Annotated in this window: 14 protein-coding genes; 2 read left to right on the top strand and 12 right to left on the bottom strand. The window is 68.8% G+C overall.

Translation table 11 applies throughout. The features are described from left to right. Positions 1–264: 264 nt before the first annotated feature. The 8 genes from Q4A20_RS12270 to Q4A20_RS12235 form a co-directional block, all read right to left on the bottom strand. Complete coding sequence (locus Q4A20_RS12270) at positions 265–3,882, bottom strand: DEAD/DEAH box helicase (RefSeq protein ID WP_303123356.1); 3,618 nt, start codon at positions 3,880–3,882, stop codon at positions 265–267. A 92-nt stretch (positions 3,883–3,974) separates the two neighbouring features. Further along, on the bottom strand, positions 3,975–9,245 hold the full coding sequence (locus Q4A20_RS12265) for a DUF4011 domain-containing protein (RefSeq protein ID WP_303123354.1): 5,271 nt from the start codon (positions 9,243–9,245) through the stop codon (positions 3,975–3,977). A 166-nt stretch (positions 9,246–9,411) separates the two neighbouring features. After that, a complete protein-coding gene (locus Q4A20_RS12260; RefSeq protein ID WP_303123352.1) occupies positions 9,412–9,627 on the bottom strand; it encodes a hypothetical protein in 216 nt (71 codons plus the stop codon). Between the two features lie 70 nt (positions 9,628–9,697). Further along, positions 9,698–11,320, bottom strand: coding sequence for a TROVE domain-containing protein (locus Q4A20_RS12255; RefSeq protein ID WP_303123350.1), 1,623 nt, complete (start codon positions 11,318–11,320; stop codon positions 9,698–9,700). A 936-nt stretch (positions 11,321–12,256) separates the two neighbouring features. After that, entirely contained in the window at positions 12,257–12,847 is a 591-nt protein-coding gene (locus Q4A20_RS12250) for a DUF1349 domain-containing protein (protein WP_303123349.1), read from the bottom strand. Between the two features lie 63 nt (positions 12,848–12,910). Continuing rightward, entirely contained in the window at positions 12,911–13,786 is an 876-nt protein-coding gene (locus Q4A20_RS12245; RefSeq protein WP_303123347.1) for a DUF5131 family protein, read from the bottom strand. Positions 13,787–14,033: 247 nt separating this feature from the next. Continuing rightward, positions 14,034–14,606, bottom strand: coding sequence for a lipoprotein LpqH (locus Q4A20_RS12240; protein ID WP_303123345.1), 573 nt, complete (start codon positions 14,604–14,606; stop codon positions 14,034–14,036). A gap of 382 nt (positions 14,607–14,988) precedes the next feature. Then, entirely contained in the window at positions 14,989–15,960 is a 972-nt protein-coding gene (locus Q4A20_RS12235) for a diaminopimelate dehydrogenase (RefSeq protein ID WP_303123344.1), read from the bottom strand. A gap of 154 nt (positions 15,961–16,114) precedes the next feature. On the opposite strand from Q4A20_RS12235, the gene Q4A20_RS12230 reads away from it, so the two are divergent. Then, positions 16,115–16,636 (top strand): DUF4256 domain-containing protein, encoded by a 522-nt coding sequence (locus Q4A20_RS12230; RefSeq protein WP_303123343.1) that lies wholly within the window; start codon positions 16,115–16,117, stop codon positions 16,634–16,636. A gap of 41 nt (positions 16,637–16,677) precedes the next feature. Here the strand turns inward: Q4A20_RS12230 and Q4A20_RS12225 are convergent, their stop codons facing one another. Beyond that, positions 16,678–17,706, bottom strand: a complete 1,029-nt coding sequence (locus Q4A20_RS12225; RefSeq protein WP_303123341.1) for a type II toxin-antitoxin system ParD family antitoxin — start codon at positions 17,704–17,706, stop codon at positions 16,678–16,680. 337 nt (positions 17,707–18,043) lie between these two features. Next, positions 18,044–18,187 carry a hypothetical protein gene (locus Q4A20_RS12220; RefSeq protein ID WP_303123339.1) on the bottom strand — a complete coding sequence of 48 codons (144 nt, stop codon included), beginning with the start codon at positions 18,185–18,187 and terminating at the stop codon, positions 18,044–18,046. 239 nt (positions 18,188–18,426) lie between these two features. Here Q4A20_RS12220 and Q4A20_RS12215 point away from each other — a divergent pair, with 239 nt between their 5' ends. Then, positions 18,427–18,681 (top strand): type II toxin-antitoxin system Phd/YefM family antitoxin, encoded by a 255-nt coding sequence (locus Q4A20_RS12215; protein WP_303123338.1) that lies wholly within the window; start codon positions 18,427–18,429, stop codon positions 18,679–18,681. Positions 18,682–18,709: 28 nt separating this feature from the next. On the opposite strand, the gene Q4A20_RS12210 is transcribed toward Q4A20_RS12215, so the two are convergent. Then, complete coding sequence (locus Q4A20_RS12210) at positions 18,710–19,549, bottom strand: alpha/beta fold hydrolase (RefSeq protein WP_303123336.1); 840 nt, start codon at positions 19,547–19,549, stop codon at positions 18,710–18,712. 5 nt (positions 19,550–19,554) lie between these two features. Further along, a complete protein-coding gene (locus Q4A20_RS12205) occupies positions 19,555–20,559 on the bottom strand; it encodes an NADP-dependent oxidoreductase (RefSeq protein ID WP_303123334.1) in 1,005 nt (334 codons plus the stop codon). Positions 20,560–21,004 lie beyond the last annotated feature (445 nt).

Genomic DNA, 21,004 nt, shown 5'->3' with positions numbered 1-21,004 from the left:
GCGGACACGACTTCGGCCCGAGCACACGAGTTTTTCGAGGTTTGCAGGTGCTTAACACATGCATATGTCCAAAACACGTGTCTATGACGCCAACGCATGTCCATGACACCCCCGAGGAACTCCAACCTCTTGACCGCAGAGATCACTCACAAGACCTACCCCACCCGCCCCACAGGCAACCACCACCTGAACGGCGGATGACCAACTACCACAACAACCGGCCTCGGTGTGTCACTTGTGCCGGTCGCGGCGAGGGGATGCGCCCTACTCGGCGCCGAGGAGTTCGCGGATCTCCTGGGCGGTGAGGCGGGCCCGGCTGACGACCGCCCTACCAGGCACGACCGCGCCACCTGCCATACCCTCTTCCGCAGCGCCCTCAACCACCCGGTCGAACAGCTCGGCCTTCTTCTCCTTCAGGGCCATCACCTTCTCCTCGATGGTGCCGGTGGACACGAGCCGGTAGACCATGACGGGCTTGTTCTGGCCGATGCGGTGGGTGCGATCAACCGCCTGCTCCTCGGCCTGCGGGTTCCACCACGGGTCCAGGAGGAACACGTAGTCGGCCTCCGTCAACGTCAGGCCGAAGCCGCCCGCCTTCAGTGAGATGAGGAAGACATCGGCATCGCCACCGCGGAAGGCATCGATTACCCGCTGCCGGTTGCCGGTGGTGCCGTCCAGGTAGGCGGTGCGCATGCCGGCGGACTCCAGCACCTCACGCACCCCGGCCAGATAGCGGGTGAACTGGCTGAAAACCAGGGCCCGGTGGCCCTCGGCGACCACCGGCTGCAGCGTCTCCAACAGCACCTCGACCTTGGCGGTGGGCTTGCGCCGTCGGCCTGCCTTAGAACTACCTGCAGCGGTGTCGGTGCCCTCGACCAGTGCCGGGTCCAGCGCCATCTGCCGCAGAATCGTCAGAGATTTCAACGCGGTGAACCGCGACTGGGCGGTGTCCTCCTCCAGCAGCCCCAGCACCTTCTGCCGCTCGCGCGCCAGGCGGCGGTCGTAAGCGCGCCGGTGCGTCGGCGCCAGCTCCACCGACAGGACCTGCTCGTTCTTGGCGGGCAGGTCGGCGGCGACCTGCTCCTTGGTGCGGCGCAGCATGAAAGGACGGATACGGGCACGCAGTGCCGCCAGGGCGGCCTCATCCCCGTGGTCCACGGGACGCCGGTAGAGCTCGCCGAAGCGTTCCGGCCCGGGCAGCAGACCGGGCGCGGTGATGGACAGCAGACTCCACAAGTCCATTAGGGAGTTCTCCAACGGCGTCCCGGTGATGGCCACCGTCGACGGCGTACGCAGGCGCCGCATGGTCTTATAGGTGATCGCGTTGTGGTTCTTGACGAACTGGGCCTCGTCCAGCACCACCCAGGCCCAGTCGATGGCGGTGAAGTCCTCCTCCTCGATCCGGGCGATGGTGTAGCTGGTGACCACCAGGTCCGCATCCGCGCGGATCGTCTCCAGGTGCTCCCCCCGCTTGGCGCGGGTGCGGGTGATGGTCCGTACCCGCAGCTCGGGGCAGAAGCGGGCGGCCTGTTCCGCCCAGGCGCCGACGACGCTGGTTGGTGCCACCACCAGCACCGGGCAGTCCTGGGGCGTCCCGGGCCGCTGAGAGGATGTCTCAGCCACTGTCCCGTCCGGAGCCGCCTCGGCTCCCGCCACCCGCTGCTCCACCAGGCGTTGGACGACCGCGAGCACCTGGACAGTCTTGCCCAGGCCCATGTCGTCGGCGAGGATGCCGCCGAGCCCGGTGGACTGCAGCAGGGCGAGCCAGCGGTAACCGTCAAGCTGGTAGGGACGCAGCTGCGCCTGAAGCCCCGCGGGCACGGACGCGTCCACCACCCCGGCGGCGGACTCCCCATTCGCGCCGTCGGCCAGTCCGCCCTCGGCCGCGGCGGCCACGGCCAGAAGCCGGTCCACGCCCTCGCGCCAGCGGCGGGTCGCCTCCCCGATCACCCCGAGCCGCTCCAACTCCGCGTACAGCCCGGCCTGGAAGGCGGTGACCGACAGATCACCGGCACTGCGGGACTGCGGGTCGCGCAGGTCGCGCCCCTCCTCCATGAGCCGGGCCAGGCGCACGATCTCGGGCCGGTCGGCCAGGTTGATCCATCGGCCCGAATCCAGCAGCACCTCCTGAGCACCGGTGGCGACCGCGGTCATCAGCCGCTCAATGGGCACGTCCTCCTGCCCGACCTTCACGCGCACCCGCAGGGAGAACCAGTCCGGTCGCTCATCATCGTCACCGACGTCGGTGGTGATCAGCGGAGTCTCCGCGGCCTCCCGGTAGTCGGGAACCTGCCCCTCCACCTCGACGACGACGCCGTCGACCGCCTCCAGCGCGGGCAGCGCCTGGGCCATCAGCCGGGCTGTGCCCATGCCGGTGTAACTTCCCGGCTGCCACAGCGGACCGTGCGTGGGCGCCAGCGGAAGACAGGCCTCGACGACGCGGCGGGCGAGAACGTCCTCGGCCTTGGAGTCGCGAACTGTGGGCACTCGGCGCAAGCCCTCGGGTCCGGAGCGCCCGGGCGATGCTGGCGCGGCCGCGCCGTCGGCTCGCGTCTGTGCCGCCGCGGCGGTGCCGGCGGGCCAGCCCCTATCCAGCGGCCCGGAGCCGGCCAGGATCTCCGTGAGACTGCCGACGGCGACCTCGCCACGGCTGGTGCCGGACGCCGTCTCGTAGCGGATGGACCAGGAGGTTTCGGCCCGGTGCCGGGCGGCATCCATGTTCACGTGCAGCACGGCGACGGGTGCGCCCGGGTCCGGAACCTCCAGGGTGGGGTCGAGTTCGACAATGGGCACTGCGGCGGCCAGGCGGCCCAAGTGCTTCGCCTCGAAACGGTCAACATCCGCGGCCGGGATGGTGATCCGCTCATTGCGTGACAGCAGTCGTCCCAGCACCTCGCCGGGCGGCGGCTCCAGGGGCATGAGGTTCAGGGTACCGTCTGGGCCGGTGAGCGCATAGCCGTGGGTGGGGCTGCCCAGGGCGCGGGCCTTGGGCCTGCGCCCTGGGCCGAGCGGGAGTCCTTCGACGGCGGCGAAGTCAAGGGCCGGCCTGATCAGGGCGGTCCCGTCCTTCTGCCGCTCAACACCGACGCCGGCCCGCAGCCCGGGCAGGATGCGCACCGCCTTGCCGCCGCGCTGGGCCGTTGTCAACATCACTCCGGCGGCGACGGCGCGGCGCAGCACCTCCCATACGCGCGCCGGCAGCGCCTCGAAGTCGATGGTCGAGTCGGTGTAGTAGAAGAAGGCGTCATCGTCCATGGCCGCCAGATCACTCAGGGCGGACAGCGCCTCCGGCGCCACCTCACCGGTCAGGTCCCCGTTCGTGAGGCCGCGCCAGGAGATGCCCTGCTTGATCCAGCCGCGCTTGCCGGCGATCAGCGGGCGCAGTTGCAGACGGCCGGAGCCGGAGGTGCCGGCAAAGCGCCCCATCCCGTAGGCGCCGCTGCGGACGCCACCCGTACTGGTGGCGATCTCAATGGCGACCGCCCGGTTCGCCGTCTGCCGGGTGTGTAGCAGATGGGTCAGACGGCGCTCCCAGTCGGCGTCCCCGGGCGGGTCCGCGGCGGACTGCGCCTGCCGGCGGGCGGTCAGCACCAACGCCGCCGTGTGCTTGCAGTTGCCGCCCACCGGGCAGGAACAGGTGCCCGACCAGTTCACACGCTTGTGGGTGATGCGGGCGTAGATCATGGTCTGGTAGACGTGCCCGTACGATCCGCGCACCGTGCCGGCCAGGATCTCGGAATTGCCCGACAAGGACACCCCGGTGACTCGACGCTCCTCCGCGTAGCGGCGTCCACGGCCGAATGCCGCAGTGCCGACCACGGATTTGATCTCCGTATCGGTGACGCGGGCGGGCCAGTCCTCGGACGTGATCTTTCGGGCCATGACCCCACCATACGAGCCGGGTCCGACACGTATCGAGCCGGCTGGCCGCACGGACCGCCCCGGGGCTCAAGCCCCCGGGTGCAGCCGAAAAACTACTGCTGTCCGTCCTCCTGCTCAACCTCTGCCAACGCATTAGTCAGGGCCTCCTTGACTCCGCGGGCGCTGAGCTTGCGCTTCTTGGCACTAAGGCGTCGCAACGCCCGGGTGCACAGTTCCTCGGGAGAGGCCCAAGCCGGCGTGTCCGCCCTGACCGCGCGCATCAGCGCCACCAGTTCGCGCGGGTGGATCTCCTTGATTGAATCCACGTGATCCAACGCATTACGCCGGTACTGTACGGGCGACCGCGCGGCGTCCTGATTCCTCCACACGAAGCCGGCGGCATCGGTGTAGGCGAATGCGTCACCCAGCAGTTCATCGACCTTCTGCTCCCGGGAACTCACCACTCGGGTGAGCCCGTATACGCGGCAGAGCTTCACAATCAGCCGATGCCTGGTCAAAGGTGCCTCCACATCGCAGATGGCGCGCGCCGTGTCGACCACCTGCGCATGTTCCGGCGAGTCCATGTCCTGGGCGCGATCGAGCACCTCCAGTGGGTACACGCCCACGGGCCGCCACTGCCGGTACTCCCTCGGTCCCAGCGGCGCGGCCGCGGCCGTGCGCTGCACAGCAGCATCTGTGGCAGCCTCGTCCAAGGCCGCGGCGCGCGTCTCCTCGGGTGCGGCCTCCGGCGGCACGGGGGCCGACGCCGGTGCCATCTCCGGCTCCGCCGTCGTGGGCTGCGGATGGGTCGGTGCCGCCGGTTCTGGGGCCGGTGCGTTCGTCGGCTTCGGTGCCCCGCCGACGGCGGCCAGCAGTCGCGCGACCACACCATCCGCGTCGGCTACCCATGCGGGCATCCACACGCGTTCCACCCGCTCCCAGCCCATGGAGCGCAGCACATCGACCGGCAGCAGGTCGCGGTCGGTCATGCTCGCGCGCCGATTCCAGCCGGGCCCGTCCAACAACACAGCCACGTGAGACCCTCCGGCCCCGGTGAGCACCAGGTCGATCTCGAAGGCCGAATGCCCCACACCGGCAGTCACCTCAACGCCCGCGTCACGCAGGCGTTCGGCGATCTGATTGCGGTGCAGGTCGACGACGCTGTGGGTCAGCGGCAGCGCGCGCGGTGCAGCGCCACTGCGTGCCCGCACCAGGTAGTCGCGCAGGTCCTTAAGTCCCTGGTGGGTGGAGCGCTCGGCATGCAGGTCCTCAGGATCGAAACTGGAGAAGACGATCACCTGCCTGCGCGCCCGGGTGATGGCCACGTTCAGTCGCCGCTCACCTCCGGCATGCCCCAACGTCCCGAAGTTGAGCGGCAGATCGCCGCGCTCATTGGCAGAGAAGGTGACCGAGATCAGGATCGTGTCACGCTCCTCCCCCTGGACGTTGTCCAGGTTGCGCACGAACAGGCCGTCACGCGCGTCCAGGGCCGTGATAATCCTTTCCTGACCGCTCTTGCGCAACATGGTCTCGATCAGCTCGCACTGGCGGGCGTTGAAGGTGATAATTCCCAGCGACGGAGTGGCCTGCGGCGATGCCGCGAAGCGCCTTTCGACCTCCTCCACGATCCGGTTGGCCTCCACTGGATTGGTGTTGGGCCGGATGCCCCGATGCTTGGCCGTTTCGGCGCGGTAGTAGGTGCCGTTGACGCGACGCAATGAGATGCCGTGGCCGTCCGGCCCGTCGTCGGGGGCGGTGATGGTCAGTGGGCTCGGGAAGGACAGCAGGGAGCCGCCGTAGTAACGCCGATTGGAGAAGGCGATCAGCGATTCGACCCGGCTGCGGTAGTGCCAGGTCAGGCGGCGGGCCGGTAGGCCGAGCGCCAGACAGCGGTCAAGGATCGAACCCGCCCCACTCTCCCCGGCGGCAGCCGCTGTGCCTGGAGCGGGTGTGGGCGGCATCTGCTTGGGGTCTCCCACCACTACTGCGGAGCGTCCCCGGCCCAGGGCGCCGACCGCGTCGGCGACGGTGATCTGGGAGGCCTCATCGAAGACGACCACGTCCACATAACGCCGGTGAGCGGGGAAGAAGCGGGCCGCGGAGTCCGGTGAGACCAGGATGCACGGGGTGATCGCGGTGATCAGGTCCCAGTAGGAGTCGACCAGATCACGGACGTTCATGGTGCCCTTGCGGCGCTCAAGTTCGCGGCGTAGTGCCTCGGCGCGGGGGCCGGCCTCACGCAGCACGCGGTCACGACGGGTCAGGACCGCGTCGAGCAGTTCGGGAGCGAGCTGCTCGCGCAGCCGGCCCTGGAGCCGCCGGTACTCGTCCAGCCGCGCGTCGTGGCGGTCCGCGTCGAAACCGTCCAGCCCGGTGCGGGCAGCGCGGGCGTCAAACAGCGCCTGTGCCCGCGACGCTGCGGGCGCGTCCGCATCTGTGGCCTCGACCAGTTCCTGGCGGGCCGCATAGTAGGACTTGCCCTCCCGCCCCGGTGCGTGCAGGCGTTCGCGATATGCGTTCAGCTCACCACGCACCTGCGCCAGCTGCTGGCGTAGCCCCGCCGTGTCCGCGGTGTCATGACCTGGCGCCTGCAGTTCCAGCGCCCGGCGCAAGGCCTCACGGACCTGGGTGGGTCGCATGCCGTTGTCATGCAGATTGAGCAGCAGATCCCCGATGCCGGTCTCCTCACGCAGCCGGCGGGCGACGACGTCGAGCGCGGAGAGTTTCTCCGCCACGAACATAACGGTGCGGCCCTGCGCCAAAGAGCGGAAGATGAGGTTGGCGACCGTCTGCGACTTCCCCGTTCCGGGCGGCCCCTCGACCACCAGGCTGCGTCCGGCCACGGCGTCGGCGATCACTTGTGCCTGGGCCGAGTCCGCCTCCAGCGGCAGCTGCTCCACCACCTCATCGAGATCCAATGTGGTTTCGGTTGTACGGCCCTCGGTTTCGGCGCCTGCCGTACCAGGAGCGTCCTCCAGCAGGCGGGCGACGAGCGGGTTACCGGTTATGGTCGGCCAGTCCTCCGCCAGGTCCCGCCACATGCGGTAGGTGGAGAAGCGGAACAGCCCGATATGGACGGTCGGCTCGACCCGATCGCGTCGGCCCGCGGCGCGCAACTGCTGACGCAGGTTGTCCAGTGTGGCCTCAACGTTCACTCCGTGACCGTCGTGTATGGGCTCACTCAGCGCCGTCAGCTCAATGCCCGTATCCGCCTGGAAGCGAGCGAGCAGGGAGAAGTTCGGGGTGGAGGCGCCGGCCTCATCCAGGAGAAGACCGAAGGTGTCCCCCTCCCGTTCCAGCTTCACGGGAACCAGGATCAGCGGGGAGCGCACGCGGCGCCCGTCGGTGTACCAGGTGAGAGTGCCGATGGTCAGATACAGGTTGTTCGCCCCGGTCTCCTCCAGGGTGGTGCGGGCGGCAGCGGCCAGGGCCTGCAGGCGCCGGGTGTACTCCGTGCTACCGGTGACCACCTCCACGGCATGCTCGTTCAGCAGGGACGGCGCCCCGGGGCCCGTCGGTGAGCTGCCCCGGCCGGGCCCGCCGCGGCCACCGGCCGAGGGTCTGAGGGCGATGTACTCGCGCCGATTGACCATGTCCTCGAAGTCACCGACGAGTTCCGGCGGTACCTTGAGTTCGATGGCGGATCGCGGTGTGCGGTCGATCAGCGGGTTGCGCAGGGACAGGTCGAGCAGCGCGCGTTTCCACTCCTCCACGCGTGGAGGGGCAGCATCCGACGCCCCGGCGGCGGTCAACTCCGGCGCCACACCACGTCTAGCCGGCGGTGTCTCGGGCCGTTGCATGGGCTCGGCTGCGGCCGGTGGCTCCAGATCCTGCTCCTGGTCCGCCTGGACCGGGGTCAGGGTCCTCTCCACGACGACATCGTCCTCACCGCGTTCGAGCGCGGGCTGCGGCAACGCGCCTTCAGAGCGCGCGGCACCGACCGGAACCACCAGGGTCAGCTCGGACAGGGACTCCAACACCATGTCCCGCGCATGGGCGTCCAGTGCATGCAGCACCGCGGCCGGTGAGCGCAGAGCCATGCTGGGGTCCACCAGGCCAATTTCACCGTGCCGCACTAGTGCGGCGAGCGCAGCCGGGGAGACGTCCAACCGGGCGAAGCCGTTCCTGGGGTAGCCGAGCAGCACCGCGTTGGGAGTGAATGCGAGCAGCGAGTCCACCCCGAGCCGCTCCAAGGCCCCGGCCAGCAGAATCGCGGCGCTCAGGGGCGCTGCGGCGCGGGCATCGAACAGCTCTGCCGCGCTGTAGATCGTCTGCGGGCGCTGGCGCCATCCGTTATCCGCGAGCGCCTCAAGGCCACGGCGCCGCAGCACGGCGCAGGCGGCCTCCACCATGCCGTCGGGGCCTGAGGCCGCCGCGCCGTGCCGGGAGCGAGAGCACACCTCGGCGGCCACTGCCCGAAGCACCGGTTGGTCAGGCTGGACGAAGGTGGCCAGCGCCAGACCGGCCCAGCGGTTACCACCGGCCTGCTGCCACTGGCGCGGGGACAGCGCGATCAGGCCGTCGATCCGGCGGACCGCGGTCACACCCGTATGGTCCCGCATTTCGAGGCGCACGTGGGCGCCGCCCGACTGATCGATCTGCGCCAGACTCGTCCGGTTAAGCTTCAAGGCACTAGCGATTCGCAACTCTCGGACCGTGTCCCAGGTGAATCGCCACGGCTCGACGAGTTCCCGGCCTCCGTCGTCCTCAATGATTGTCAGGGAGACATCAACGGGGCCGAGCGAGCCTCCCCCGGAGGCGGGCGCGCCGTCGGCCGAGTCGGTCAGAAGCAGCCGATCCTGGCCCTGCGCGGCCGGGCGCTCCGGTGCGCCCGCGGCACTCCCGGCCAGGCTCATGGTGACAGACACTTCGGGGGACAGACCCGCGACCGCATGCGAGTAACCGATCACCGGCACGCACTCCACCCCGACGGCAACGGCGTCGAAGGGATCGCGACGCACGCCCCGGCCGTCGTTGATGGCACCAATGAGTTCACGCACTTGCACCCGGCCCGTCTCGGCGCCGATGAGCCGCAGCAGCTCACTCACGGCGACGAGCGCAGCCAGGGTCTTGTCCGCGTCGAAGCGAGCCCCGTGTACCGCCTCGTTGCGGAACCGGCGCACCTCGTGCAGCTTGCTCCCCGCACCCCGCGGAAGCGGCAAAAGATAGCGACCGTCGGCGCCCCGTGCGGTGAGAATGCGGATCTGGGTGGATAGATCGGCCAGGTCGGGCAATTCTGAAACCGGCCCCGACCCCGCGAGCAGAGCGCGCAGCGTCTCGGGTTCGCAACGATCCCCCAACGTATTGCGCAGATAGGGCTCCAAATGGAGTGGGAGTACGCTGAACAGTCCACGCAGGACCAGATCGTGATTATCGAGGTTCATTGAAATCGGTGCGGGATTGGTTGGGATTGCCCTGTGCTTCCGGGAGTTCAGGGCTTCCGCCCGCCCCTCCCCGATGACGGCCCGAACGGGCGGGAGCGGACCGACACGTGCAGGCTACCGCCTCCTTGTGACACCAATTGCCAGTGGTTTGCTCCGCGGACGGTAATCAGCGCCGTCGACGCACGATCTGTGCGATCAGTTCCCGGCTGCATCCGAGTGCCTGGGCGAGGGCGGTGTAGGACCAGCGCTTCGGCTCGGCCTCGCGGAGCCGGTCGATGATCTCGTCCCGCTCGACCCGGTAGCGGGCGGCCAGGGCGTCGGCCTCAAGGGCCTGGGCGTGCAGCTCGGCGGCCCGCGCCGCCAACGGATCGGATACTCCCATTGACCGTGCCGGAGGGCGGCCGTCCCCGTCTGGGACGGCCGCCCTCCGGTTGCGCACTGTGCGCAGCGGGTCAGAGCCCACCTGAGAGCCCCCGTGAGAACTCCGTGATCAGGTTCGGCACCGCGGTGTCGAAGCCGACGACGTCGAGCATGCCGGCGTCGTCCGGGTCGGCGATGGAAAAGCCCGTGGAGGTCATTCCCACCACGACGAGCCTGGCGGGGATGCCGCTGTGCTCGCGGTAGCGGCGCAGCGCCTGGAACGGGTGGATGTCACCGGCCCAGGTCTCGTTATCGGTGTAGATGACGAAGGTGTCAACTTCCAGGTCGTGCTCGGCGGCGTACAGCATGGGCAGGGCACAATCCGTGCCGCCGAAGGGCATCGCGTCCACCGCCTTCAGCGCGTCGTCGAGACGGCGACGGGGGCTGATGTCCAGCGGGGCCATGGCGGCCGGCCGCCAGTATCCCGGGCGAGCGCTGGAGAAGGCGAAGGCGGCGGAACCCGGCTCGGTGGCCAGTTGCACCAGCGCCAGCGCGGCCGCCGCCTCGCGGGCCGTCAAGGCCATGCCGGAGATCGGCATACCCATGGAGCCGGACACGTCGACGGCCAGCATGGTGCGCTTACCCGCACTCTCCGCGGCACCGAAGGCCGCATAGAAGGCGGCGTCCAGGGCGTCGGCGACCTTCGTCGTCGGCGTCCAGGCGCTCTTGCCGCGCCGGGAGAACCCGGAGGCGTAGGTGCGCTGGGCGATCAGCGCGGACACCGGGTGCACACGGGCGGCACGCAGACGCTCGGTGTCGGTCAACTGCGCGCAGACCTCATCGGTGCGCCCACCCATTGCGGGCAGCAGCCCCAGTCGGGTCAGGCGCGGCAGCTGGCGCATGAGTGCGGTCAGCGGCACCCCGGCGTCGAGCAGCGCCTCCCAGACCTCCGGCCGGGCCAGCGCCGCATCCGGCAGCATCTCCCAGGTCAGGCGGTAGTCGCGGACGATCCGCGCCCAGGTGGCATCGGCGTCAGCCCGAACGGCATCCACTTCCTGAGCCTTGACGAAGCCCTCGATCAGGGAGGGCGTCTCCTCCCCTACGGTGCCGTGAGCGATCCAGTCGAGGGTGGCGCGCATGTCGGCCTCCGCGGCGGCCGGGTGAGCCAGGCGCAGCAGGTCGCGGTGCGTCCAGCCGTCGCGCTGGCGGTACTTGACCGCCTGGTAGGCGAGCTGCTCGGCGGTCTTGGTCGTGTACCAGGCACCGACGGCACGGCGCAGGCCGCGCCCCCATCCACGGAACTGCTCGACGTAGGTGGCGAAGGTGAACAGGTGCGTTCCGGTGCGGGCCACCCGCGGCAGCGCCGCGAGCGCGGCGTCACGGGCCTGCGGCACGGAGGCGGCGTAGGCCAGGGCGAACAGCGTCGGGTTCTGCTTCGGCGCAGCACCGGCGGTGGAGACCTCGATGATCGTGTTCACCAGCCCCTGCGGGTCGGCGACCGCCATGCGGTGCAGGACCTCGGCGTTCTCAAGCGCCAGCGTGCGGGCGTCGGTGTAGTAGGTGCCGCCGTCCACGCCCAGGATCAGGAAGCGACGCAGGCGGGCGGCGTCATCGAGCGCGAAGCCGTAGCCGCCGGCGGCGTTACGCACCTGGCCGGTTCGAGCCGGCTCACTCTGCGGCGTGCGCCGAGTGCTGATGCCCTTCAAGTAATCCATTCCTTCTTCCCTCTCCTTTCCTGCTTACGGGGATATGAGATGTGCCGGGGCGGCGGCGGGCGTGTTATTGCCCGCCGGACAAGCGGTGTCAACCGCGCTGTTGGAGAGCGATAACCGACCGGCTTCGGCCCGCCGCCATCCCGCACGAGCACAGGGGGTGCACCCGTGTTCCGTCTGCACGAACGGCGGAGGCGGGCGTGTGTTCGGCCTCCGGATCCTCCGAGGAGGGTTGGGGTCGAACCAACTAATACCGATAACCGAAGACCTTCCGGCCCGCCGGCGCACCGTTCGCACATATCGACCGTGGCCGACTCGCAGGAGTGTAGACCCCTACACACCTGCGAGTCAATCCATCCCCACCGGTGATGTTTGTGAGGTGACACACCCGTCCTACCACGCCGCCCGCAAGAACCCGGTCCCTACCTGCACGCGGAACCGCCTCAGATCCCTCCGACTCCGGGCCGCGTCTCGTACACGAGTTCTCTGCAAAGACACGAGTTTCGGAGCTTCGCGTGCGCTGGGCACGTGCAAACCTCCGGAACTCGTGTATCTGACGCAAACTCGCGTTCCTGCCACCGCGCCGATTCCCACGCCCCCACGTCATCGGCCCCGGACACATGTGCGCGAGCAAGTGTGAACCTGGTGGACCGTCCGAGCGGGCGTGGCACGATGACCGGAGCCGACCGCTCTACCCTTGAGCTACCGGCGAAGCGCCGACGAGGACTCGAACCCCGAACCGCCGGTCCGATAACCGACCATCTCCGGCCCGCCCGAACGCTTGTACCGTAACGCTCGCCCGGTACCCCGTCAACCACCCGTGATACCACCGCCCGAGTCGGAGTCAATAGGTCCGAGTTCGCTCGACAGACCCTCACGGCCTCTGCGGCGCGAGGATCCGTCCTTCCGCGGGCGAACATCCCCTTTTGCTGGGGGAAGTCAGTGAAGGGAGACGTCCGCGTCCGTGACCCGCCAGGCGTGGAAGGGCACGGTCAGCCCGGCTCGACTGGGAGCACACAGGAATGGGCCGGCCTCGGCTACGGCGTCCTCCGGGAAGGGCAGCAGGCGCACCATGCGCAGCGCAGCTGTGCCGTCGGGCGCAATCAGACCGGCGCGCATGGTGATCGCATCGCCCTTGCGGCTGACGCGGATGCGCACGCGCTTGCCCTGCCAGTCGGGCACGGGTGCCACCGACCAGTCGGAGTTGCCGGCCGTGACGACGGCGCCAAGTTGGCAGGCGCCGTCGGAGAACTCCACCCCGGCCTTGACCCAGTTCTCGGCGTCGACGCGCACCATGACACCGGCCTGGTCGAAGTTCTCGGTGAAGGCGGCGGTCATGTCCACCTCGACCGCGGTGTTCTGCTCGAAGGGGGCCAGCAGGGCGTGGGCGGTGTCGACGATGAAGCCGTAACTGGTGCGTCGCCAGGCGTCGGACTTCTCCACGGCGGTGACCAGCAGGTCTCCGCCCTTCTCCTCGACTGCGGCGGGCGGGTTCAGCCAGTGTCCTGCGGACCAGGGAAGCGTCGTCATAGTCCGACCCTACCCCCGAGTACACCGACCGCAGCACACTTGACGCCGAGTTTTCCATGCATCTCAGGCGCAGCGTCCCTGGTACAGGCCGTTGCAGATGGGGCGGGAACCACAGTTCAGGCAGTCGCCGTCGAATTGAGGTACGTGCAGTTCGGCGGCAGGTATCTCCCAGCCGAGCGGGGCGCGCAGGCGCCAGGGTCGGCGCCCCTGCGCGGTGTAGGACAGGCCGGAGCGGTGGGCCTGTACCGACTGGTTGCGCTTGGAGCCCATCCGGTAGGTGCGCCCGTCCTTGATCAGCGTGGAGCCGGTCTCGATGAAGGTCATGGACACGTCGGCATGCTCGCATTGGGCACGCAGGGAGCGGACCCAGTCGACGTCTAGTGGCCGGGCGCCACCGTAATTCTCCCCGCCCACGATCAATTGCTCGATCTGCCCGTCAACCAAGTAACGATCCAGCTCGATGGGGCCGATCAGCGGGGCGGCCATGGCGCCCTTGTGGGTGAAGGGCAGCTCAAGGAGCACGGGCAGGCGCTGGTCGGTGCGGCGCTGATTCTCAATGGACACCGAGAGCATCACGTTGTCCCAACCGTCACCCCAGTCTGCAGGCAGGCAACGGGCGACCCGGTGGGGGCGCTTGGTCAGTAGAAAGAACTTCACGTCCGGGCGGGCACGGATGATCTCCCAGGCCTCCTCGCGCCAGAGGTCGGCCTGGCGCAGGAAGAAGTCACTAGTCATGCATACGCGCAGCATCTCCCCGGCGCGGACCTTGTAGGCACCCGTGCGGTCGACGGCGAGCGGATAGCGGAAGCCTGCGGGGCCGACACGGCGGATGACCTCGCCGTCGATGCCCCAGGAGGCGTCACGGAACATCATGAAGCAGTTATCGCAGCCCTCGGAGACGCGGCGGCAGCCGTGCCAGGGGTTCCAGGTGTCGTGCACAATCCTCCTATTGCGTCGGGCGGGCGCGGCCGAGGCGGATACAGCCGGCGGACCCGCCGGAAGCGGAGCAATTTTACATCGATTCGAACCTATGGGGTGGTGCCACCGCGGCGCATCTCGACTCATCCCGCGCGATTCGACGCGCCCTGCGCAGCCGTGGGAAACCCCGCTCTCACGACTACGGGCGGAGCCCTCCGTGCGTGGAGGGCTCCGCCCGCGAGCGCGAGCAGCAAGCCGACTGGTTGCGTCAGGGGCAGGTGATGGTGAAGTTGAAGGACTTAGTCTCCGTAGATCCGCTCGGGGCCGCCTCGCCTGTGACGATGTAGGTCAAGTCGTTGACCTCCACCTGGGCGTTTCCCACGTCACTGCTGTAGTCCCCGATCTTCGTGTAGTTGAGGGACCCGCCATCGCCGGGGACGATCGTGATCAGCTGGATCTCCTGCGAGGCGTCGTCGACCGCTAGGGCGATCGAGCGGACCCCCTCACCGGCGAGCGAGGTATCGGTCGAGGCAACGCCGATCGAGGTCTTACCGTCCTGCGAGAGGCAAGACACCACCCCGTTCTCAATTTCGAAGGGCTCGCCATTCAGGGTGCCGGAGAAGGAGCCCCCGACCCTGACGCCATCCACGGACGAGGATGCACCCTCGCCTGTATCGGTCTTAGAGCCGGTTCCTGCTCCGGCTTCGGTCGCGGAGTCTGCGCCTGCGGTTGAGGCGGACTGCTCGGCACCGTTGGTGTCGTTGCTGCCACAGGCACCAAGTCCGAGCGCGAACACAAGTATGGCGGAGGTGGTGAGGGTCTTCAGAAGAGGAGTGTTCATCTTGGGCTCCTGTCTGTTGGTCGGGACGGGAGGACGGCACCTCAGGGGCGCCCCAACCACCAAACTATCAAGATAACGTTTTAGGCGCACGACAGCGGATACGTCATTGCCCATCCACGCACCGCGCAACCGGGAGGTGTCTGACAAGGTCCCTTTGCAGGCCCTTCAGCCCTCGCCTCTCGGCGCCAGAGCAGCCGCCTCCCACCGCGCCACCCGCACCGTGGACGCACAGGAACACGCGCGGCGCACGGTCACCCAGAGGCTCGCGTCTTCGAGGCCTAGTTCCCCGCGTACCCGATCGCCCGCTACAAGAACAGCGTACTGATGCGGCCGCGCCGGCACCGTCGTCCGAGCGATGACGGCGCCAGCGAGCCGGCCGCCGTCACAGGTAGTGGGCGCGCAGGTCCTCGGGCGTCCTGGCAGACAGGTCCGCGAGCGTCACGTCGAATACGGTGCGCGCACCGGACTCGCCGCGGGTGGCCAGCCTCACCGCCGCCCGCCCCATGGCCGCCACGACGGAGCCGGTGAACTCCGGGTTGGAGTCGAGCTGGAGCTCGAAGTTCACGGTTTCTGCCACACGGTCAGAGGTGTGTCCGCGGCGAACCACGGTTCCGCCGTGCGGGATGCCGGCGTGCTCGGCGGCCAGTTCCTCGGCGGTGACGAAAGTGACGGTGGTGTCGTAGTCGGCGAAGTAGTTGGGCATCTCCTTGATCTCCCGCTCAATACGGGCCAGGTCGGCGCCCTCCTCGGCCACCACGTAGCAGTCACGCGTGTGCATAGAGCGGGTGGTGAGTTCGACGTCGTCACCGGCCTTGACCGCGGCGACGGTCGCCTCGACCGGGCGGGTGTACTGCTTGGCGTCGCTCACGCCGTCGATGCGGCGCAGGGCGTCGGAGTGCCCCTGAGAAACGCCGGGCCCCCAAAATGTGGTGGTGGCGCCGTCAGGAAGGACGGCCTCGCCCAGGACCCGCAGCATGGAGAACAGGCCCGGGTCCCAGCCGGTTGAGATCAGGGCGACGTTCCCAGAAGCCTTAGCAGCGGCGTCGACGGCGGCGAAGTGCTCGGGGATGCGGGCGTGAGTGTCGAAGGAGTCGACCGTGTTGAACAGGGCAGCGGCCGCCGGGGTCTGCTCTACCAGGTCGGTGGCCGAGCCGCCGCAGTTCAGGCACACGTCGACCTTGTCGGCCCAGGCGGGCATGTCGTCGACGTGGGCGACTGGCGCGCCCTTAGTGGTGACCGTGGCCGGATCGCGGCGGGTGAAGACTACGACGAGTTCCATGTCCTCGTTCTTGGTGATGGCCTGCTCGGCGCCGCGCCCGAGGTTGCCGTATCCGTTGATCGCTACCCTGATCATGCTTCCTCCTGATGTGTTTGCTACGGGGCGATCCTAGAGAGCGTCCGTATTGCCGTCGCGTGACGGGCCGGAGGGCGATCCCCGCAGAGCCGCCCGCTAGCGCTTAAGGGACAATGTGTCCGAACGTTCAGACAGTGCAAACGGAGAAGACAACATGATCGACGTGCTCAGGGCCCGATTCGAGGCGCATCCGCACCGGCATGAGGGCATCTCCTGGGATGCGGTCGCCGCCCGCCTGGCCGCGCACCCCGATGCCCTGACCACGCTCGGGCGCATGGAAGACACGGGCGGGGAGCCGGACGTCGTCGATTATGACGCCCAGGCGGACGAATTCGTCTTCTACGACTGCTCGGCCGAAACCCCCGCCGGCCGGCGCAGTCTCTGCCTGGACGACGAGGCCCTGCGCTCCCGCAAGAGGAACCCGCCACGAGGCAGCGCCGCGGGCAAGGCGGCGGAGATCGGCGTCCAACTCATGGGCGAGTCCGAGTACCACCACCTGCAGAGCCTGGGCGAGTTCGATCGGAAGACCTCTACCTGGCTGGCGACGCCTGCGGATGTGCGGGCGCTGGGCGGGGCACTGTTCGGCGACCGGCGCTTCGGCCGGGTCTTCGTCTACCACAACGGCGCCGACTCCTACTACGGGGCACGCGGCTGGCGCGGCGTACTGCGGGTTTAGCGGCCGGGATCAGCGCGCAGCCGGCATCAGCCGATAGACGCTCATGCCGTCTTTGAGGTTTTGGAGGCGATGAAGGCATCGAAGTCGAACGGCTCAGCAGGACCACTCGCCTCACCTTCCGCAAGCGCCTCGCGCAGTGCCGTCGGCCCCGCCGCGCGGCGTGCGATGGCTGCTGCCTGCGGATCGTCGGGCAGGGCCACGAGCCCATCGGTGGCACCGGGCCAGTGCAGGGGCGGGGAGAAGCCGGCTCGCGCGAGCGCCGTGCGGATGGCGGCGGCTTGGGGATGGGCGATCACCGGCGGGTAGGCGGCCCCGGGGTTGATGACGTCCAGTTCGGCGACGGCGGCGTGCAGGCGCGCCAGGCGGGTGCGACGCCGGGTGAGCTCGGCACCTATCCCCGGGGCGGCGAGCCGGGCACGGTAAGAGCCCGGCATGGGGGCGGGCGCCCAAGCGAAGTCGAGCAGGTCCTCGACGGCGTCCATGAGCGCGGGCACATCCCGGTGGCGTTCGGTCATCGCGGCGACGGCGGCCAGGTCCGCGTTCAACTCGTCCGGGGTCGGCGCCGTCGGGCGGGCGAGTCCGTGGACCACGCCGCCGAGCGGGATGGGCAGCAGCTTGCGCAGGCTCGCCACCAGGTAGTCGGCGTCGTTGAGGTGACCGGCACCGGTCCCGGGTTCGGCGTCTGCCAGCAGTTCTCCGGCGCGTTCCAGTGCCGTGTGGGTGGCGTCGACGACGATGCGCGCCCCGGTCGAGCGAGCGTCGGCGAGTACGGCGCGGAGTTCGCCGTCGGCCCGGTTGCCGAAGGTCTCGGCGTGCAGGATCAGTGGCGGCCGGTCGCAGGCCGCGAGCGCGGCGGCGAGGGCACCTGGGTCGAGCAGGCCGGATGGGGCGCAGTCGACGTCGGTGACGTGCAGGCCCTCGAGCTCGAAGGGGGTGGTCATGGCGGTGCAGCGCACGCGGGGCGCCAGGACCTCGCGGACGCCGTCGGCGCGAGCCTCGCGGGCCACCAGGGCCAGCGCGTGCCTGCCCGCGGCGGTGAACACGGGCAATGCCGGCTGGGACGTAGGCATGCGCCCAGGGTAGGCCCGGCGCACACTGTTCGCATGAAGGAGTTGTCGATCCCGCCCGGCCCCGGCTGCCCGCGGGGGCTGACGGTGCCGGCGGAGAAACTCAAGGGCCTGCGGCGCGGACCGTCCGCCGAGTAGAGCCACAGGCGCTTACCGGGCGGCAGGAATATGGGCGCGTGGTCTCAGAGACCCGCGAGCGTCTTTGAAGCTCCTCCGCTCGTAATCGCGCGAGGGTTGCGCAGGCCCGCGCCGGCCAGGCACGTGAAGCCGAGCTTCTCGTAGTACGGCAGCATTCCCGGATCGCAGCACAGGTCGACGGCGTATATGTCACCGAGCTGGGCTAGCAGTCGACGCGCCGGTAGCTGCCATCCATGACCGCCACCGGCTGCTGCGGGGAGGGAGGAGACGGCCAGCCGACGAACATGCCCTCGATCTGTCCGGGAGCGACGGCACCGCGGCCGGTGAGGTAGATCGGCGCGCCCATGCCGCGGAGTCTAGCGGCTCGACGGTCTGCGCATCGCCGGAGTGTGCACGCTAGCCACAACTTCCCGAGGTCATTATCGCAGCGGAGGGGGTAGCGACCGCGGCACAGCAGTCCCTGGTCGATGTACACGCCACCATGAAGCATCCTCACACCGTGTCAGATGCAAGGGGCGTCGGCCTCTTGTACGGGCTATACACCCGACATAACGTAGGGTATGTAGCTACACAGGAGGTGTTGACATGCCCTCGATCACCGCTCGCGACTTCAACCACGATGTCAGTGCCGCCAAGCGGGCGGCCAATGAGGGACCGGTCATCATCACGGACCGAGGCAAGCCGGCTTACGTTTTACTGACCATCAACGACTACCACCGACTCGGGGAGACGGGCGCCTCGCTCGTGGACAGGCTGAGCATGGATGACGACGTCGACGTCGAGGACTTCGCACCGCTGGAGGTAGCGGTCGTCAACCCGTGGGCAGGTATGCCCCGATGAACGAAGCTATCCGGGCAACGCAGTTCCGTCAGTCCAAGAAGGCGCGAACCTGCGAGGCGAAGAGGTCCGGCTCCTGGAAGATGGCGCCGTGCCCGGCGCCGGGGTAGAGCTCCTCAAGCCTGGCGGCAGGCAGACGCCGCCCCAGGTCCAGTGTGTTGGGACTGGGAACCATGAGGTCGTTGTCGCCGTTCACCACCAGGACCGGGTGTTCGATCCGGGACAGGTCCTGCGGCTCCTGCCGCCCCCAGCCACGCACGGCCCTGAGCTGGCGCAGGAGCCCGGGCACCCGCGCAGCCGTGTCGGGATGCTTGAAGGCCGCCACGCGGCCCAGGAACTCATCCGCCCTGCCCCAGGCGGTCACAGGGAAGAACAAGTAGTGGCGGGTGTCCTTCCGGGTTAGCGCCGCCTTCGCCATGGCCCGGAAGGTCAAACCCGGCACCCTGGTAATGCCCGCACCTCCCGCCGGACCGGTTCCGGCCAGCACGGCCCTGCGGAACCGCTGCGGATGGGTCAGCAGCAGCTGCTGGGTAACGAAGCCGCCCAGCGACAGCCCGAGGACGTCGACCCGCTCCAGTCCTGCGGCGTCCAGGAACTCGATAACGCCGTCGACCATTCCCGCAACCGTGGTTGGCGCTAATCCGGAGGAGCCGCCCATGCCGCGGTAGTCGACCGCTACTATCGGGCGGTCCTGCGCCAACCGGTCGACCAGCAGCGGGTCCCAGCCGTCGAGGGTGGCCGCCAGGTGGTTCAGGAGCAGCAGGGGCAACCCGTCGTCCGAACCGACCGCCCGGTACGCGAAATGCGCGCCCTGGGACGTGGCCATGCGCTCGACCGGCGCGTCCGCATATGAGCCATTGAAGTACTTCACGGCGCTCACTCCCCTGCCTCCACGATGATCTTGCCCGGGGCAGCCTTCCCGGAGGCGGACAGCTCCATGGCCTGTTCCAGTTCGTCCAACCGGAAGGTGTGCCCCACTAGCGGCTTGATGCTGCCGTCCTCAATGGCGGGGGTGAGTTGTGCCAGCCGGCTGCCGTCGGCACGCATGAAGAGGAACTTATACGCGGCTCCCTGCTGCTTGGCAGCGCGGCGCACCTTGCGGCCCATCAGCCACATGACCGGCTTCAGGATCGGCTTGCCCAGCTGTGCAGCGAAGTCGGGGTCGGGCGCGCCAACGACCGAGACCATGGTGCCTCCCGGTCGCAGCACCTTCATGGAGCGCAGGGTCTCGTCCTTTCCCAGGGTGTCCAGGACGACGTCGTAGTCCTGGACATGGTCCTCATACCTCTGGGTGCGGTAGTCCACGACGACGTCGGCGCCCAGCTCGCGGGCCAGGTCGACGTTCTTGGTGCTCACGGTGGTCGCGACCGTGGCGCCGAGGTGCTTGGCCACCTGGATGGCGATTGAGCCGAGGCCCCCGGTGCCACCCTGGATGAAGACCTTGTCCCCCGGCTTGACTCTTGCCTTCTCCATGAAGGCCTGCGCGGCCGTGAGCAGCACCAACGGCAGGGAGGCCGCCTCGGCGAAACTGAGCCCGGCGGGCATGGGGGCGAGGTCGGCGGCGTCGACGGCGATGGTCTGCGCGAAGGTGCCGATCCGGTTGATATCGGGGCGGCCAAACACGCGATCACCCACCGCGAAGTCCTCCACGCCGGGGCCGACCGCGGTGACCACGCCGGCGAGCTCCTGCCCCAGCACCTGCGGCAGCCGGTACCCGATGAGCTGCCGGAACTGTCCGGCAGCGATCATACGGTCCAGCGGGTTGAGGCCGGCCGCGCGGATCTCAACCACCACCTGCCCCGGGCCGGCCACCGACTCGGGCACCTCCAACCACTCGAGTGTCCCACCGTTGCGGTAGGAGGTGAGCGCGTAGGCCTTCATCACATGTGCTCCTGTCCCGGTCATGCTCCTGGCGGCGAAAACCGTCCAAGAAGGAACAGACCGCCTAAGTTCGGAAACCGAACCTAGCCTGTGCCAACTGCGCCGTCAACCGGACAGTCCAGCGGCAGCGCTTTCGTTATGCAAGACCTTCACGCGTTCTTCGCGTTGGAGAAGCGTGCTGGGCCAGCGGTCGGCGTGCGTGTTTGGAATGCCGGGCATGCGCAGTCGGGGCGCCTTGGGTGCGGCCCCCCAATGGGGCGTTTCGCGTTTGAGGGTGTGGGTGGAGCCGGGAGTCGGTTCGCCCGCGTGCTCAGCGGTGACGTCGTCTACTACGCCGGTTTGGGGTTTACTACGCCGGTTAGGTGTTTGTTGAAGGGTTCTGGGCCCTTCAGCGGAGGTCTAACTGGCGTAGTAGAGGCCGAAGGGGCGTACCCAACGCTCGGGC

This window comes from Actinomyces sp., from assembly GCF_030530635.1.
Classification (GTDB): domain Bacteria; phylum Actinomycetota; class Actinomycetes; order Actinomycetales; family Actinomycetaceae; genus Actinomyces.
Note: the sequence above shows the minus strand (reverse complement) of the source record. Positions and strands in the feature narration are given on the sequence as shown.

What these genes read in the sequence shown, in the direction of transcription:
- Q4A20_RS12270 (WP_303123356.1), bottom strand. Translation starts at nt 3,882, where the DNA reads ATGGCCCGAAAGATCACGTCCGAGGACTGGCCCGCCCGCGTCACCGAT.
- Q4A20_RS12265 (WP_303123354.1), bottom strand. Translation starts at nt 9,245, where the DNA reads ATGAACCTCGATAATCACGATCTGGTCCTGCGTGGACTGTTCAGCGTA.
- Q4A20_RS12260 (WP_303123352.1), bottom strand. Translation starts at nt 9,627, where the DNA reads ATGGGAGTATCCGATCCGTTGGCGGCGCGGGCCGCCGAGCTGCACGCC.
- Q4A20_RS12255 (WP_303123350.1), bottom strand. Translation starts at nt 11,320, where the DNA reads ATGGATTACTTGAAGGGCATCAGCACTCGGCGCACGCCGCAGAGTGAG.
- Q4A20_RS12250 (WP_303123349.1), bottom strand. Translation starts at nt 12,847, where the DNA reads ATGACGACGCTTCCCTGGTCCGCAGGACACTGGCTGAACCCGCCCGCC.
- Q4A20_RS12240 (WP_303123345.1), bottom strand. Translation starts at nt 14,606, where the DNA reads ATGAACACTCCTCTTCTGAAGACCCTCACCACCTCCGCCATACTTGTG.
- Q4A20_RS12235 (WP_303123344.1), bottom strand. Translation starts at nt 15,960, where the DNA reads ATGATCAGGGTAGCGATCAACGGATACGGCAACCTCGGGCGCGGCGCC.
- Q4A20_RS12230 (WP_303123343.1), top strand. Translation starts at nt 16,115, where the DNA reads ATGATCGACGTGCTCAGGGCCCGATTCGAGGCGCATCCGCACCGGCAT.
- Q4A20_RS12225 (WP_303123341.1), bottom strand. Translation starts at nt 17,706, where the DNA reads ATGCCTACGTCCCAGCCGGCATTGCCCGTGTTCACCGCCGCGGGCAGG.
- Q4A20_RS12220 (WP_303123339.1), bottom strand. Translation starts at nt 18,187, where the DNA reads ATGGGCGCGCCGATCTACCTCACCGGCCGCGGTGCCGTCGCTCCCGGA.
- Q4A20_RS12215 (WP_303123338.1), top strand. Translation starts at nt 18,427, where the DNA reads ATGCCCTCGATCACCGCTCGCGACTTCAACCACGATGTCAGTGCCGCC.
- Q4A20_RS12205 (WP_303123334.1), bottom strand. Translation starts at nt 20,559, where the DNA reads ATGAAGGCCTACGCGCTCACCTCCTACCGCAACGGTGGGACACTCGAG.